The organism is Microbacterium luticellae (assembly GCF_050408645.1).
In the GTDB taxonomy this organism is placed as follows: Bacteria; Actinomycetota; Actinomycetes; order Actinomycetales; family Microbacteriaceae; genus Microbacterium.
In genome coordinates, this window is the sequence record NZ_JBNTKE010000003.1 from 50,203 (window position 1) to 64,252 (window position 14,050).

Annotated in this window: 19 protein-coding genes and 1 pseudogene; 8 read left to right on the forward strand and 12 right to left on the reverse strand. The window is 59.3% G+C overall.

The window, feature by feature from the left end; all coding sequences use genetic code 11:
- Nucleotides 1-15 precede the first annotated feature (15 nt).
- The gene (locus tag ACQUSW_RS08840; protein ID WP_428931933.1) at nucleotides 16-1,908 is read right to left on the reverse strand and encodes an ABC transporter ATP-binding protein; all 1,893 of its coding nucleotides are present in this window, start codon (nucleotides 1,906-1,908) and stop codon (nucleotides 16-18) included.
- A 231-nt stretch (nucleotides 1,909-2,139) separates the two neighbouring features.
- Between ACQUSW_RS08840 and ACQUSW_RS08845 the strand changes: the two genes are divergently transcribed.
- Nucleotides 2,140-3,531, forward strand: a complete 1,392-nt coding sequence (locus ACQUSW_RS08845; RefSeq protein WP_428932260.1) for an MDR family MFS transporter — start codon at nucleotides 2,140-2,142, stop codon at nucleotides 3,529-3,531.
- Here ACQUSW_RS08845 and ACQUSW_RS08850 read toward each other — a convergent pair whose 3' ends face one another.
- Nucleotides 3,532-3,741, reverse strand: coding sequence for a hypothetical protein (locus ACQUSW_RS08850; RefSeq protein WP_428931934.1), 210 nt, complete (start codon nucleotides 3,739-3,741; stop codon nucleotides 3,532-3,534). It lies immediately after the preceding gene.
- A gap of 250 nt (nucleotides 3,742-3,991) precedes the next feature.
- On the opposite strand from ACQUSW_RS08850, the gene ACQUSW_RS08855 reads away from it, so the two are divergent.
- A complete protein-coding gene (locus ACQUSW_RS08855; RefSeq protein ID WP_428931935.1) occupies nucleotides 3,992-4,285 on the forward strand; it encodes a Fe-S cluster assembly protein HesB in 294 nt (97 codons plus the stop codon).
- On the opposite strand, the gene ACQUSW_RS08860 is transcribed toward ACQUSW_RS08855, so the two are convergent.
- Entirely contained in the window at nucleotides 4,286-5,395 is a 1,110-nt protein-coding gene (locus tag ACQUSW_RS08860) for a tellurite resistance/C4-dicarboxylate transporter family protein (protein WP_428931936.1), read from the reverse strand. It lies immediately after the preceding gene.
- Between the two features lie 70 nt (nucleotides 5,396-5,465).
- Between ACQUSW_RS08860 and ACQUSW_RS08865 the strand changes: the two genes are divergently transcribed.
- Entirely contained in the window at nucleotides 5,466-6,038 is a 573-nt protein-coding gene (locus tag ACQUSW_RS08865) for a 1-acyl-sn-glycerol-3-phosphate acyltransferase (protein WP_428931937.1), read from the forward strand.
- Between the two features lie 48 nt (nucleotides 6,039-6,086).
- On the opposite strand, the gene ACQUSW_RS08870 is transcribed toward ACQUSW_RS08865, so the two are convergent.
- The 3 genes from ACQUSW_RS08870 to ACQUSW_RS08880 form a co-directional block, all read right to left on the reverse strand.
- Nucleotides 6,087-6,650 (reverse strand): alpha/beta fold hydrolase, encoded by a 564-nt coding sequence (locus ACQUSW_RS08870; RefSeq protein WP_428931938.1) that lies wholly within the window; start codon nucleotides 6,648-6,650, stop codon nucleotides 6,087-6,089.
- A 113-nt stretch (nucleotides 6,651-6,763) separates the two neighbouring features.
- The gene (locus tag ACQUSW_RS08875; RefSeq protein WP_428931939.1) at nucleotides 6,764-7,927 is read right to left on the reverse strand and encodes a DUF2207 family protein; all 1,164 of its coding nucleotides are present in this window, start codon (nucleotides 7,925-7,927) and stop codon (nucleotides 6,764-6,766) included.
- 42 nt (nucleotides 7,928-7,969) lie between these two features.
- Nucleotides 7,970-8,560: a sugar O-acetyltransferase gene (locus ACQUSW_RS08880; protein ID WP_428931940.1), complete on the reverse strand. Its 591-nt coding sequence runs from the start codon at nucleotides 8,558-8,560 to the stop codon at nucleotides 7,970-7,972.
- A gap of 145 nt (nucleotides 8,561-8,705) precedes the next feature.
- Here ACQUSW_RS08880 and ACQUSW_RS08885 point away from each other — a divergent pair.
- The 3 genes and pseudogenes from ACQUSW_RS08885 to ACQUSW_RS08895 all read left to right on the forward strand — a co-directional run.
- Nucleotides 8,706-8,858 (forward strand): annotated as a pseudogene (locus ACQUSW_RS08885) (ArsR family transcriptional regulator); the annotation flags it as partial.
- Nucleotides 8,859-8,869: 11 nt separating this feature from the next.
- Nucleotides 8,870-9,277: an arsenate reductase ArsC gene (locus ACQUSW_RS08890; protein ID WP_428931941.1), complete on the forward strand. Its 408-nt coding sequence runs from the start codon at nucleotides 8,870-8,872 to the stop codon at nucleotides 9,275-9,277.
- 44 nt (nucleotides 9,278-9,321) lie between these two features.
- Complete coding sequence (locus ACQUSW_RS08895; RefSeq protein ID WP_428931942.1) at nucleotides 9,322-9,771, forward strand: NUDIX domain-containing protein; 450 nt, start codon at nucleotides 9,322-9,324, stop codon at nucleotides 9,769-9,771.
- 71 nt (nucleotides 9,772-9,842) lie between these two features.
- Here ACQUSW_RS08895 and ACQUSW_RS08900 read toward each other — a convergent pair whose 3' ends face one another.
- Nucleotides 9,843-10,388 (reverse strand): NADPH-dependent FMN reductase, encoded by a 546-nt coding sequence (locus ACQUSW_RS08900; protein WP_428931943.1) that lies wholly within the window; start codon nucleotides 10,386-10,388, stop codon nucleotides 9,843-9,845.
- Between the two features lie 98 nt (nucleotides 10,389-10,486).
- On the opposite strand from ACQUSW_RS08900, the gene ACQUSW_RS08905 reads away from it, so the two are divergent.
- Entirely contained in the window at nucleotides 10,487-10,843 is a 357-nt protein-coding gene (locus ACQUSW_RS08905; protein ID WP_428931944.1) for a hypothetical protein, read from the forward strand.
- 174 nt (nucleotides 10,844-11,017) lie between these two features.
- On the forward strand, nucleotides 11,018-11,209 hold the full coding sequence (locus ACQUSW_RS08910; RefSeq protein WP_428931945.1) for a hypothetical protein: 192 nt from the start codon (nucleotides 11,018-11,020) through the stop codon (nucleotides 11,207-11,209).
- Nucleotides 11,210-11,425: 216 nt separating this feature from the next.
- Here ACQUSW_RS08910 and ACQUSW_RS08915 read toward each other — a convergent pair whose 3' ends face one another.
- From ACQUSW_RS08915 to ychF, 5 genes are all read right to left on the reverse strand, one after another.
- On the reverse strand, nucleotides 11,426-11,578 hold the full coding sequence (locus ACQUSW_RS08915; RefSeq protein WP_428931946.1) for a hypothetical protein: 153 nt from the start codon (nucleotides 11,576-11,578) through the stop codon (nucleotides 11,426-11,428).
- Nucleotides 11,575-11,895, reverse strand: coding sequence for a HigA family addiction module antitoxin (locus ACQUSW_RS08920; RefSeq protein WP_428931947.1), 321 nt, complete (start codon nucleotides 11,893-11,895; stop codon nucleotides 11,575-11,577). Before ACQUSW_RS08920 ends, ACQUSW_RS08915 begins: the two co-directional genes overlap by 4 nt.
- Nucleotides 11,870-12,151, reverse strand: coding sequence for a type II toxin-antitoxin system RelE/ParE family toxin (locus tag ACQUSW_RS08925; protein WP_428931948.1), 282 nt, complete (start codon nucleotides 12,149-12,151; stop codon nucleotides 11,870-11,872). The genes ACQUSW_RS08920 and ACQUSW_RS08925 overlap by 26 nt, the downstream gene beginning before the upstream one ends.
- Nucleotides 12,152-12,390: 239 nt before the next feature.
- A complete protein-coding gene (locus tag ACQUSW_RS08930; protein WP_428931949.1) occupies nucleotides 12,391-12,744 on the reverse strand; it encodes a DUF1801 domain-containing protein in 354 nt (117 codons plus the stop codon).
- A 232-nt stretch (nucleotides 12,745-12,976) separates the two neighbouring features.
- Nucleotides 12,977-14,050, reverse strand: a complete 1,074-nt coding sequence (gene ychF / locus ACQUSW_RS08935) for a redox-regulated ATPase YchF (protein WP_428931950.1) — start codon at nucleotides 14,048-14,050, stop codon at nucleotides 12,977-12,979.

Consider the following 14,050-nt stretch of genomic DNA (forward strand, 5'->3'; position numbering starts at 1 on the left):
CCAAGCGCTGCGACGTTAGCGTTCGTGCGGTGTTGCGGCATCCGGAATATGTGAGGCAGCCAACTGTTCGGCAGCCAGTGTCGAATACAGGCCTCCGGCAGCGAGGAGTTCGCTGTGTGTGCCCGACTCCACGATGCGGCCGGCCTCGACGACGTGAATCACATCGGCACCGACCACGGTCGATAGCCGGTGCGCAATCGACAGCGTTGTGCGTCCGCGTGCAGCGGTATCGAGGGCGTCTTGCACGGTGCGCTCCGACACGGTGTCGAGCGCCGAGGTTGCTTCGTCGAGCAGCAGAACGGGCGGGTTTTTTAACAGCACGCGCGCGATCGCGATCCGCTGCTTCTCACCACCCGAGAGGCGATACCCGCGTTCACCGACGATCGTGTCGTATCCGTGCTCGAAGCTTTCGATCACGTGATGGATGTTGGCCGAACGACATGCCTGCTCAATCGCTGCGTCGTCGGCATCGGGGCGTGCATAGCGCAGATTCTCGCGAATCGTGGCGTGAAACAAATAGGTCTCTTGCGACACAATTCCTACCTGATCGATGATCGACGTGTGTTGCAGCGTGCGCACATCGGCCCCGTCGAACAGCACTTCGCCGCCCGTTGCATCGTAGAGGCGCGGCACGAGCGAGAGAATCGTCGATTTGCCCGACCCGGAAGGGCCGACAAACGCGGCGTGATGCCCCGGTTCGACCGTGAACGATACGTGATCCAGCGTCGGCGGAGTTTCGGGCGCGGCATCCGGGTAGCGAAACGTCACGTCACGAAAAGCGATACTGCCTCGTGGCCCAGGAGCTTCGTCGACCGTTGTTGCCTGCGCTGAGTCGCTAATGGCCGGAACAAGATCGAGATACTCAAAAATACGGGCGAACACTGCGCGTGACGTCTGGACGTCAAGCGCCACCCGCATGAGCCCCATCAGTGGCTGCAAAAGCCGTGCCTGCACCGTCGTAAAGGCCACGATGGCTCCCGCCGTGATGTCGCCCGTGCCCGAAGAAATAAACATCCCGGCGACCAGGTAGATCACTGCCGGCACACTCGACATAATCACGTGAACAACAGCGAAGAACCCCTGCCCGCTCATCGCCTGCCGCACCTGCAAGCGCACCTGACGCTTATTAGCATCTTGATACCGAAGTGACTCCGACGCCTGGCGGTTAAAAGCCTTCGCCAGGTGCACCCCCGACACACTCAGTGTCTCTTGTGTGATGGCCGTGAGTTCTGACAGCGACTCTTGCGTTTGGCCAGCGATGCGCGCTCGCACCTGCCCCACTCTGCGCTGCACGATCACCAGCACCGGCATAATGACAACCGCGATGAGCGTCAGCCGCACATCGATAAGAATCATTGCCACCAAAGAAGCAATGACCGTGACCGTATTACCCAGAATGCTCGTGACCGTATTGGTGAGTACCCCCGCCACCGCTCCGACATCGTTTTGCAGACGCGACTGAATAACACCGGTTTTTGTCCGCGTAAAAAAGCCCAGATCCATGGCTTGCAGATGATCAAACAGGCGCACACGCAGGTCTCCGGTCACACTGTTACCCACCGTCGACGTCAGCCAGGTCTGCACAACCCCCAAGCCGGCCGACAACAAAAATAGGCCCAGCATGACCATTACCAGCGTCACAAGCAGCGACATGTTCGGCGGCCCGCCAGGAAAAAGTGCGTCGTCAAAAACTTTCTCGACCAGCAGGGGAGGAATAACCGCCACCGCGGCCCCGACGACGACCAGCAGTGCGGTGAAAAGAATGCGCGCCTTATACGGCATAAAAAGGCTAACGATCCGGCCGCCCAACCGCTCAATCGTTGGTGCCTGCGCGTTGATTTCGCGCTGTGCTTGCGCATCGACCCCGCGAAAACCGCCCCGGCCACCGCCGCCGCCATGCATACTCATATTCGACAGCGTAAAGCAGACCGGTGACACCCGAGCCATCGGCATCCGGATGCTACGGCCAGCGCAGCACGCGCTAGACTGTAATGCTTATCGCTCTCAACGCCTTTCTGCCCGCGTTTCTTCTGCGATATCTCTTTCTTTTCTTCCGGAGGACCCGTGTCTGCTCTTAACACCGGCTCAACACCCACTGTGCACCCGGCCGGTGCAGGCGAGGCCACACCCGTTGTGACCATGCCTGCATCAGACATGCGTGTTATTTGGGTGCTGCTCGTTGCCGCATTTGTGGCGATTTTGAACGAGACAACCATGAGCATGGCTATCCCCCACCTCATGGATGACCTGGCGATCACAGCGCTGGGTGCGCAGTGGATCACGAGCGCGTTTATGCTCACGATGGCCGTGGTTATTCCCACCACCGGTTTCTTGCTGAAGCGACTCACAACGCGCCAGGTTTTTCTCACGGCGCTCACGCTGTTTTCTTCAGGCACTCTTCTTGCTGCCGTGGCACCCGGATTCACTGTGCTTTTAGGTGCGCGCGTTATTCAGGCATCCGGCACAGCCATGATGATGCCTCTGCTCATGACAACCATGATGAACCTTGTGCCGCCGCCGCTGCGGGGCCGCATGATGGGCCGGGTCAGCATCGTCATGTCGCTCGCCCCCGCTATCGGCCCCACCATGTCGGGTTTTCTGCTCGATCACTTTAGTTGGCGCGCGATTTTTGTTGTCGTCTTACCGATCGCTTTATCGGCACTGTTTATTGGCTGGCGCTGGCTCGAAAACGTGGGCGAACAAGTGTACGCAGCCATCGATGTACTCTCGGTTGTGCTTTCGGCCGTTGGGTTTGGCGGCGTGGTCTTTGGTCTCAGCCAGGTGGGTTCGCTCACTGAAGGCGCTGTCTCGCCCGTGCCGATGGTGATTTCACTCGTTCTCGGGAGCATCGCCGTAGCGCTCTTTCTGTGGCGCCAGCGTGTACTGCAGCGCACCGATGAAGCACTGCTAGACCTGCGCGTCTTTAGTTCACTGGGCTTTACCCTGTCTATGCTGCAAATGTTTCTGCTGTCACTGGCATTCTTTGGCAGCATCACGGTGCTACCGCTGTATCTGCAGCACGGGCTCGGACTTGCCGCACCCGAGGCGGGGCTCGTTATGCTTCCGGGCGCGCTGATCATGGGTATTCTCGGCCCACCCATTGGGCGGGTGTACGACCGCTGGGGTACCCGAATCCTGCTTGTGCCGGGAGCCATTCTCGCAGCAACCGTGCTGTGGCTTTATACCGGCGTGAGCACGCAGACGCCGGTGTGGTTCATTATTGGCGCACAGATTCTATTGTCGACCGGTTTAGCGCTGTCATTCACGCCCCTGTTTACTGCGTCTCTGGCATCGCTCAAAAAAGAGCACTACTCCTACGGCTCGGCCGTTATCGGCACGGTGCAGCAGGTGGCCGGTGCCACGGGCATCGCCGTCATGATGGCTATTTACACTGTTGTGGCAACGGGGCTTGGCGACCCGGATGCTCCTCACAGTGTGGCATCCGGCGCCCATACAGCGTTCCTCATCGGTGCCATCATCGCCACCGGAACAATTCCGGTCGCGTTTTTTATTCGCAAACCGGCCGACTAGTTACTCGCTAGGAACCGTGCATGCGCCGTCGACGCACACGCCTGCTTCTTCGGCGTCACTGAGTAGCCCTTCTGCGACGGGCGGCACAAGCAGTGTGCCCATCGCGGACGAAGCGGGTACGGGCGCGTAGGCAGCGGAAGAATCGGCTGTCGCTGTCTCGTCGGTGGCGGCACTGTCTTGCGGTGTTGATGCTGGGGCCATGTCATCCATGCTAAGTCTCTGCGCACAAGTCGGCATTCTTTTATACACAGGCAGCTGCACATGGGTGCCTGTGCCGGTGGTGCCTGTGCCGGTGGTGCCTGTACCGATGGAGCGCACACCCTATCGGCGTGACCCTCGTGAGCATGGGAATGCGCTTAGAGTCATGGCAAGGGGGTTGATCCCGGCGGCGAGGTGCGGAAACGTGGCCCGCACATCGCCCTGGCCGGGGCGTGTCCGCAACCGCAAAAAGGAGAGTGTCATGCTCACCCTCACCGACAATGCACGCGTAGTTGTCAGCGATCTCGTCACCAACCAGAGCGCGCAGCCCGACGCGGGTCTGCGTATTCACCTGGCGGATCCTACGGCCGAAACACCCCGTTTTGCCGTGACTATCGTCGACGCCCCCGAAGCGGAAGACGATGTGATTGATGCCTCGGGCGCACGCGTGTTTCTCGAGCAGAACGCCGCAGTAGCGCTCACCGACAAGGTGCTCGACGCGGGCGTGAACGAAGAGGGCGCTGTGTCGTTCTCGGTTCTTCCGCAGGCCGTGTAGTTACACCCTTCGCGGCCTCTGCCGGTGCGCCCGCCACGCATCTACCGTGACGCGGCGCACCATGGCAGCGCCCACGATCAGCCACACGGCAGCAGCAATAACGACGACCACACCGCCAATTGCCTCGAGCGAGGGAATATCGTCAGCTCGCGCGACCGAGAGCGAGGCCACCCCAAACATTCCCATGGGGAACACCATCGACCACAGTCCGGGTTCATATTCCCACCGGATGCGGCGCACCACATGGCGCCACACTCCCGCAGCAAGCAGCAGCGGTATCAGCCAGGCGCACAGTGTCCATACGATCACCACTGTTCCGGCGATCAAGCTACGTGCCGCGTCGATCACCGGATCCGCGGGCATTTCGACAATGTTCGCTCCCGCCACAACGGCTATCGCGAGTGCTCCCATCGCCACCCAGTACGGTGGCGTGAACTGCGCCGGCGTAATGCCGTGCACAATAATGCGTAGCAGCACCAGCAGAGCGACCGCAGCATAAAGCGCCATACCCACCGACCACGACAGCACGGTGAGCAAGCTCAACCAGCGTCCGCCAACATTCGCATACGGCTGCACGTGCGCAAGACCCACTGCTAACGACTGGCTCGCCACCGCCCACACAAACCACGTGCCGTCGGCCCGCGCCAGAATCGGCTGGCCGTCGCGCTGCATGAGAACCTGCCAGGGCAGCAGGTAGCCAAAAATAAACCACAGCCCCGCCGTGACAGCGATGAGCACCGAGGCGACAGCAATCAGGTTGACGCTGGCAAACCCCACGCCAACAACACCCGTGCCCGCAACCACGGTGAAGTAAGCGAACGCTGTTTGAGGGTCGCGCAGATCGCGCAGCGTAGCATCCGGGTATTTCACCGCCCGCACACCATACAGAACCCACAGCGCCACATAGGCAAACGTGGCGAGCCCTAAAAGCACGGTTGATGCAACCGGCAGGCCAATCTCGCGAAGCCCAATGGACACAATGCCGGTGGCCATCACACAAGCAAAATACCCGGGCGACAAGTGACGCAGTGATGCGGCACGGTGTGGCGTCGACGACGGTGTGGGTGGCGTGGCATCCGGATGCTGCGGGTCAGTGTCGGTCGTGGGCACGTATCTAGGGTACGTCTCTGACCTGCCCGCCATGCCGCGAAACGTATGGGGCGTCGTCTAGCGTAGAGGGATGCTTCGTCGCTTTCTCGCACGCATTTTTTGGACTCTGAGCCGCTGGAAGTTGGCGACGCACCCCGCGCCCGACCGCCCCACCGTTTTGATAGGTGCGCCGCACACCTCGAATTGGGATTTTGTGCTCATGCTCGCTATCGCATGGCGTCTGGGTATTGACGTGCGGTGGCTGGGCAAGAAGAGTCTCTTTGCGGGGTGGCGTGGGCCGATCATGCGGTCGCTCGGCGGTATTGCGGTCGACCGCGAAAACCCGGGCCGTGTTGTTGACGACGTGGTTGCCCGGGTCGCTGCAGGAGAAGTGTTTGGCCTTGTTGTCACACCCGATGGCACACGCCGCGGCCATCAGCATTGGAAATCGGGGTTTTATCGCATTGCCCGCGAAACCGGTATGCCGGTAACGCTCGGATACGTTGACCGCACCACCATGACTACCGGCCTCGGCCCCACCATGCAGCTGAGCGGAAACGTTGCTGCCGACATGGACGAAATTCGTGCCTTCTATGCCGACAAGGCCGGGTTTCACCCGCAACGCCGTGTGGAACCTCGCCTGCGCGAAGAACCCTCACACTAGATACCAAGCCGTCGCACTAAACGTTGCGTGTGGCGTGTGGCGTGACCGTTAATCCCAGTCGAGGTATTCCTCAATAATGACGGCTGTTTCTACCGGATGCGTGACGGGAAAGAAGTGGTCGGCATCGTCGACCGTTTTAATGCTCACTCTTTCGGGCGCCAGTGCTTGCAAGGCCTCAGCGTTGGCGCGGGGCGTCACGGTATCGTCGGACGCTTGAATAATAAGCACCGGAACAAGCGGAACCAGCGGAACCTCTTCTGGCTCAACGCCCAGAAGTGCCACTCCATTCACGCGGTCGGCGTGAGCTGCAGCAAAAGCACGCGCCACCGTGCCACCGGCACCATAACCGCCCACCCACGTGCGCTCGATCCCCAGGTGATCCATGAGGTCACGGGCGTCGGCGACACGCTCATCACGCGTCGCACCCGCCGCACGCTCACCGATGCGCACGATACGGAAACCGGCCTCTTCGTCGAGGTAATGCGACACCACACCGAGCCCATCTTTCTCGGGCGAGCCCGCCGAGATCAGAACCAGCACGATCGGCCCTTCGCCCTCTTCGATATACGGGACTGCACGACCTTCTGGCTCAAAAATGCTCTGCTGCGTCACGGTTGTTTTTCCTCCATAGTGAACGGACCGTCACAAGCCTAACCCGCGCGCACCAACCGCGGCGAGCACGCGGCTCGGTAACGGCAGCGGCCGTGCGCCACCGTTACACCGCATCATGCGTTGCGGAACAGCGAAAGGAACGCACCGAGCAGCCGCAGAATCTGCACGACCACAGAGAGTGCTTCGAAAACTGCGGCGGTTGTTTGCAGGGTGGTGCCCAGTGCGCGCAGGTTTTGGGCCGTTGCATCGACGGTGCCAAGGTATTCGAACTCGCGTTCCCACTCGCGTTCGCAACGAAAAAGCACGGCGTAGGGCAAGAGGCGTTCGATCAACACATACTGGTCAAGCCCTGCCTGCGCCAGCGCATGGGGTGCCGTGGGTTGCGGTTGAAGGCCCAGCGCTTGTCCCCCGGGTGTTAGTGCGCCCGCCGGGGTTCGTAGCGCCCCCTGCGGTGACTGCAAGAACTGTAGGCGGTCTTGTTCGGCCAGCCGCACATAGTCGCGCAATCCCGACAGGTGTCGGCGCAGTTCTTTACCCTGATCGGTGAATAAAAGTATGGGTGGTGGGGCGATGGTGAGCGCAAAAAACACTCCCACCATCGTCAGTACCGTAACGCCAACACCGAGCCAGTCGCCGTTCATAGCCGCACCAATAATAAAAATCAGGCCAAAAAGCGCGAGTGTAAGAAACAGCAGCGACAACACGTACAGGTGAACACTCACCGCATATTTTCGCGTGAGGCCGTCTTTTTTCATCTGCTCCCGCGCCGACTCAAAGTAGGCCGACAGCGCACGGCGCTGATATCCGCGAAAAGCTCCCTTGCCCTTCAGAAAATAAACGTCGGGTGCTTCTTCGGGGCGCTGCACATGAATGCCGATATCGGCGAGCGCACGAACATACTTTTCTTGTTTTCTTCGTGAACGCAACGAAGGTCGAAACGACTGAAGAAAAGAGTGTTCTTGATTGGTGAGCATCGCTCCGGCAATAACAACCATGGCTACCGGGCCGCGTTTACCCTGCGGTGCAAGTACCTGAATCTTTTTGTGTACGGCCAGTTGAACAATCGTTGCTGCTAACACTCGCCGGTTGGCGCGAAGAGCAAACCCGTGCTGTGTGATGTCACCGGGCGGCGGCACATAGTGGGCAACGAGCGAACGAGGAAGCCGACGCGTAAACGGGTAGGTGAGCGCGGCAATGAGCAGCGCTACACCAACGATCACTACCCCGAGACCAATAATCCCGACAACATAGTGGAGATCCACTGAACCGGATGCCACTATCGCCCTCCGGTTGCTGTGCTCATACGTAGCATCCGGAATTCACCCTGCAAAGTGCGGATACGTGTTCGTGTCGGCCGCGGTAATCGGCCGCGCGACCGTACAGGGAACACCCACCGCCACAACGTTGGCAGGAATATCTTTGGTGACAACGCTCCCTGCACCAATGACCGTGTTGTCTCCGATGGTGACGCCGGCCAATACGACGACCCCCGCGCCGATCCACACGTTGTTGCCGACGGTGATGGGCTTGGCAACCTCGATACCGGCCTTGCGCATCTCGGGATCGATAGCGTGTTCTGCGGTGGTAAAACAGCAGTTCGGAGCCACAAAAACGTTGTCACCAAAAGTAACGTGCGCCCCATCGGTGATCACCAGATTGTGGTTGGAATAAAAGTAGTCACCGACGGTGATGTTGTAGCCGTAGTCGCACCAAAACGGCGGCGTGATGGTTGTCTCTTGCCCCATAGATCCGAGCAGATTTTTCAGTATGCGGCGTTGAGATTCGACATCGTTTGGGTTGAGTTTGTTGTACTCAAAACACTGGTCTTTACCGCGGCGGATTTCTTCTTCAAAGACCGGGTTGTAACACCCCTGAAAAAAGGTGTTGATCGGCACCTCTGGCTTGTCCATTTTCACCTTGACGTTGTTCGCATAACAGTGTTGTGGCGAGTGCTCCGCGGAAGAAACATCCGGCCGAGTACTCTTTGGCAATCCCACGAACGTAACACGCAGACCTGCTGATGCTCGCCTATTCGGTCGACGTCATCGTTACTATGGCTGCGGCGATATTTGCCCGACGCTACCGGGTATCCGTTACGAAGACTGGCCCATCGGTGACCCGGCCCTCGCCTCAGCCGAGGGTATTGCCGCCATTCGCGCTGACATCGAAAATCGTGTCCGTTCTCTGCTCGAAACCACCACACCTTAAGAAAGCACGCCATGACCACTGCTCAGCCCTCTGTGCTGTTCGTTTGTGTCCATAACGCCGGCCGCTCCCAAATGGCGGCCGGATATCTACGCCATTTTGCCGGTGACCGCGTAAAGGTTCGCTCTGCCGGGTCGATGCCTGCAGAACACATCAACCCGGTGGCTGTTGAGGTGATGCTCGAAGAGGGAATCGATATCACCAGGCAGCAGCCGCAGGTACTCACGCCTGACGCTGTTGAAGCATCCGATGTCATCATCACTATGGGCTGCGGCGATGCCTGCCCTATTTTTCCGGGTAAACGATACGAAGACTGGGTGCTTGACGACCCGGCCGGAGAAGGCATCGATACGGTGCGGCGCATCCGCGACGACATACGCACGCGGATCAACAAACTCGTGAACGAACTACTGGGCTTGTGATTCCATGACCGCGCGCCGGCCGGTCACTATACGAGAATGGAATCATGTCGATTGATCGTTCCATCATCCGGGTGAAGGCCATGCTCATCACTACTAGCGACGATGGTTCACACCATCTGGTTAGCGTCAACGACCCCACGGACGAGAACCCATCGGGTTTTCATCGGCTCATCGGAGGCAGTGTCGAACTCGGAGCAACGCACAAGGATGCGATTATTCGCGAGGTACGCGAGGAACTCGGTGCGCAGATTATCGATCTCCAGCATCTTGGCATTATCGAAAACATCTTTCGCTTTAACGGCGAAGTCGGGCACGAAATCGTAGCCCTCTACACGGGCACCCTCAACCCGGCACCCGTCGAAGACGGCGGAACACTCACCGAATCAGACGGCACCGTCGTCCCGGTTGTGTGGCGCCCCATCGAAAACGCCGACCCGGCCGTGCCGCTGTACCCCGCCGGAATCGACGACTGGGTACGCTCACTGCGCGCTTAGAAGGCTTCCCCAGGCCAGGCTGTGTCTTGCAAACCACACCGCGCGAGCGGGTGACGGCACACACGGGGCGCCTACTGAATCGCGGCGAGGGCCTCGAGTTCATCAAACATCGCCGTCGTTTCTGCCTCGTGTCGAGGCTCGGGAGTAAAAACACCGTCACTCCAGTGCGTAAAAGCATTAAAGTTCAGCTCGGCACGTGCCATAAACATCGAAAAGTTCGCGAGAATCTGCCGCCACTGCTCCACCGCCCGCACACCACCAACAGAACCATGCGCGACGAAAGCCGCCGCTTTCTTCTTCCACTCCGGGCCGAGCAGATCGACCGCATTTTTCATGCCGCCAGGCACGCCGTGGTTGTATTCCGGCGTCACAAAAATGAACCCGTCCAACGCATCAATCGTGTCTGACCAGCGCTGCACCCGCTCATCGTCATACTGTTTGCCCCGCAGCATCGGATGCACCGGGTCGGTGAGCAGAGGAAGATCATAGTCGCGCACATCAATGAGGGAATACTCGACCGAGCCTGCTCGAGCCTCGGCCGCCGCATACACATACTGAGCGACAGCTTCTGTTGCACGCTGCTGACGAATCGAACCGACAATGATTCCGATCTTCACTGAATTTCTCCTCACGGTTTTTGATGCACTCCTTCTCTCATGCTAACGACGCACCACTGTGCTCTCCTTGACGTGAGCGAAGTCACTAGCATGGAGCCATGCCATCCGCCCCGCGCTACACGATCGACCTCGAATGGGTGTGGGGACCAGAAAACCGCCACCTCGAGGGCATCGCAACAGTGCGTGCGACAGTCTCCGACCCGGCTGCAGGGCTCGCCGCCCAAAAGACCCGAACATGGCTCAAGAGACTACGCCGAGACGACGAAACCTCGTGGATCAGCGGCGGCTGGGCGGCAAGCATCCGGCAACAAGACGCCGTAAGCATCGTGCTCGATCTCACAAGCGGAGGGCAAGATGTTGCCGAGTCACTCAGCGATGCCGTCGAACAGTTACAAGACGCAGTGCTCACGGGTGCCACAACGATACGGTGGGAGCCGCAACCGATCCGCCTGTAACTAAATTCGGTCTGCCTCGTCCCGAAGGAGAGCAATCTCTGCCGCAATGTCTGCGCGCAGGCCGTCGTGAGATGCACTCAATGCGTAACTCGGATCAGACCAGTTCTCCGGCGGATACAGCCAGACAGGTTTCTTCAGCAGAGCCTCTGGTTCCCAATCATAGCGCGGCCAGACATGGGCATGCAGGAATGCGTCGGTATTCCCAAGGATTTCCACGTTCACGCGACGGAAAGCGCTATCGCGACGACGGCAGACTTCTTCAACAGCCGAAGCAAGAAGGTCGACATCGGTCAGGTATCCGACTCTCCGCGCTCGCGGCAGATCGGAGAGCCGATCAACCCCTGGAACCTTCGTGAGCGCGAGTGAGTAACCCGGCAACCACTGCACGTCGCCGATAACGGCGAACGAATAGTCCAATTCCGCGAGCCCCTAACACAAGCAAGCGAGAAACACACTAAAACTGTATTATTTTCGCCCTCACAAACCGCATGAAAACGTTCCGTGCCTTCCTTGACAAATCCAGCGCCCCGAGCAACAGCGCCGGATGCAGGATTGTTCAACCGGTGCCCAAGTTCACGTCGTTCAGGTCCACAAACCGTCGACCCCCAATCCGCGACGGCCGCCGCCGCACGAGACCTCACCCCGACCCGCCATGTCTGCGTTTGATGCGAAAGCGGCGTGTACCGCGTCGGCATCCGTCTTACGCAGGCGACGCAGCGATGGGTCGATGCTCACGCGGCCTTCAGCGGAGTGATCGCAGCGACCTTGTCGCACAGCGCCCGCCGCTGTAACCGCAACTCGTAGTTCGACTGCAGGTTCATCCAGAACTCCTCAGATGTTCCGAAGTAACGCGCCAAACGAATCGCCGTATCCGCGGTGATCCCCCGCTTACGGTGCACGATCTCGTTGATCCGACGCGGGGGCACCCCGATCGACACGGCGAGCCTGTTCTGTGTGATCTCGAAGCCTTCGATGAAGTCCTCCATCAGGATCTCCCCCGGGTGGATAGGTTCGATCAGCTCCGGCTCAGTTGTAGTCGACGAGTTCGACATGTTCTGCACCTCCATCTCTCCAGACGAAGCAGAGACGCCACTGCGCATTCACCCGGATGCTGTGCTGACCACTGCGGTCGCCGACGAGCCGCTCCAGCCTGTTCGCCTGCGGGATCCGGAGGTCTTCGACCTCCTTCGCCGCGTGGACCAACTCGAGCTTCCGCAGGGTTGCCCGCTGCACCGTCCGTTCAACGCACTTGACGTACTGCTCATACCAGATGCGTTCGGTGTCCGTGCCCCCAAACGATCTGATCACAAGGCAAGCACATAACGGAACCCGTCAATATCGCTAGACGTTAAACCGGGACTCCACCACGTTCCAGCACCGACAGCTATCACGGCGCTCGTCTGCGTTGCGGCACGCTCATAGTGGGAGAGCCGAACACATCATGGTCGCTGGTAGAAGCGAAGCGCAGTCGACGAAGATACGCAACGCTCCGTCGAGAATACCCATCCGCTGTGCGCTTCCAGCCCAGTCGCGCATACTCGCCCAACTCAGAAAACTGCCGAGCGGACGATCTCTGTGATGCGCTGCTCTGTGGTCTCGTCGATGCTGTCGAAGTACCATGCAGCGGGCATCAGCGCCCCATCGGAACCGCCTGCGGGTCGGAGCGTAACCTTCTCGGTGAGGGCAAGGTTGACACGCTCGTCGTTGCGCAGTGTTACCAGTGCCGGTGTGCTCGCGGACTGCGCATAGGCTGGCATGCCATACCAGATTCTCGGCTTCAAAGAAGGTACAGCGATCAGGATGACCTCATGCACTCTCTGCATTAGCGATCGCTCCGGTTCGTCCATCTTCGCAATCTTGTCGATCACCTGGGCGAGGTTCTTCTCATCCTTCGATGCCATTACATGTCCTGTCGTCGACCGATGTCTCGCATCGGTGGTTGAAGTCGGCGCAGATACGCGCCATACCCCATCCGGACATGTCCCGAGCGAGTCGGTTCTCTCCGCAATGATTCAGGCGATGGATGCCTGGAAGTGCAGTCGGCAGCATTCGCTCCCATGGTCAGGCTACTACACGCTCAACCGATAGTGCGAGCGGAAGCAGAGCAGGGGACCCGTCATTCACACGTTGCGGTCACACGTTGAACCGGAACTCCACGACGTCGCCGTCTTGCATGACGTAGTCTTTGCCTTCGAGTCGTGCGCGTCCGCGTGCTCGAGCTTCTGCTACCGAACCGGCATCAACGAGGTCGTCGAATGAGATCACTTCGGCTTTAATAAAGCCTTTTTCGAAGTCGGTGTGAATAACGCCAGCGGCCTGGGGCGCCTTCCATCCCTTGCCGATTGTCCACGCTCGCGCCTCCTTGGGCCCGGCCGTGAGGTAGGTCTGTAGCCCGAGTGTGTCGAAACCGATGCGCGCCAACTGGTCGAGTCCCGACTCTTCTTGCCCTGTAGCGGCCAGCAGCTCTGCAGCGTCTTCGGCGTCAAGATCGATGAGTTCTGACTCAATTTTGGCGTCAAGAAAAATGGCTTGAGCAGGTGCCACCAAGGTGGCGAGTTCTGCCTTGCGTGCAGCATCCGTCAACACTTGTTCGTCGACGTTGAACACAAAAATCACTGGCTTCGCCGTTAGCAAACCCAGTTCGCGTACGGGTGCCAAATCAATATCGGTGGTCGACAGCAACTGCCCACGGTCGAGCGCCTCCTGCGCAGCGCGTGCTGTTTCCAGCACTGCAGGGTCAAGTTTGCGCCCGCGCACCTCTTTTTCGTATCGTGTGATCGCTTTTTCGAGTGTCTGCAGGTCGGCCAGCATGAGCTCGGCATTAATTGTTTCCATATCGGATGCTGGATTCACAGCACCATCGACATGCACAACGTCGCTGTCAGAAAACCCGCGCACCACCTGCGCGATCGCGTCGGCTTCACGAATGTTTGCCAGAAACTGGTTTCCGAGCCCTTCGCCCTCACTGGCTCCGCGCACAATACCGGCGATGTCAACAAAGCTGACCGTTGCGGGCAAAATTCGTTCGCTGCCGAAAATATCGGCCAGCACTCGCAAGCGAGGGTCGGGCAGGTTCACCACGCCAATGTTCGGCTCGATCGTGGCAAACGGATAGTTTGCCGCGAGCACGTTGTTCTTGGTCAGTGCGTTAAATAGGGTGGACTTGCCGACATTGGGCAGGCCGACGATTCCAATAGTGAGAGCCAC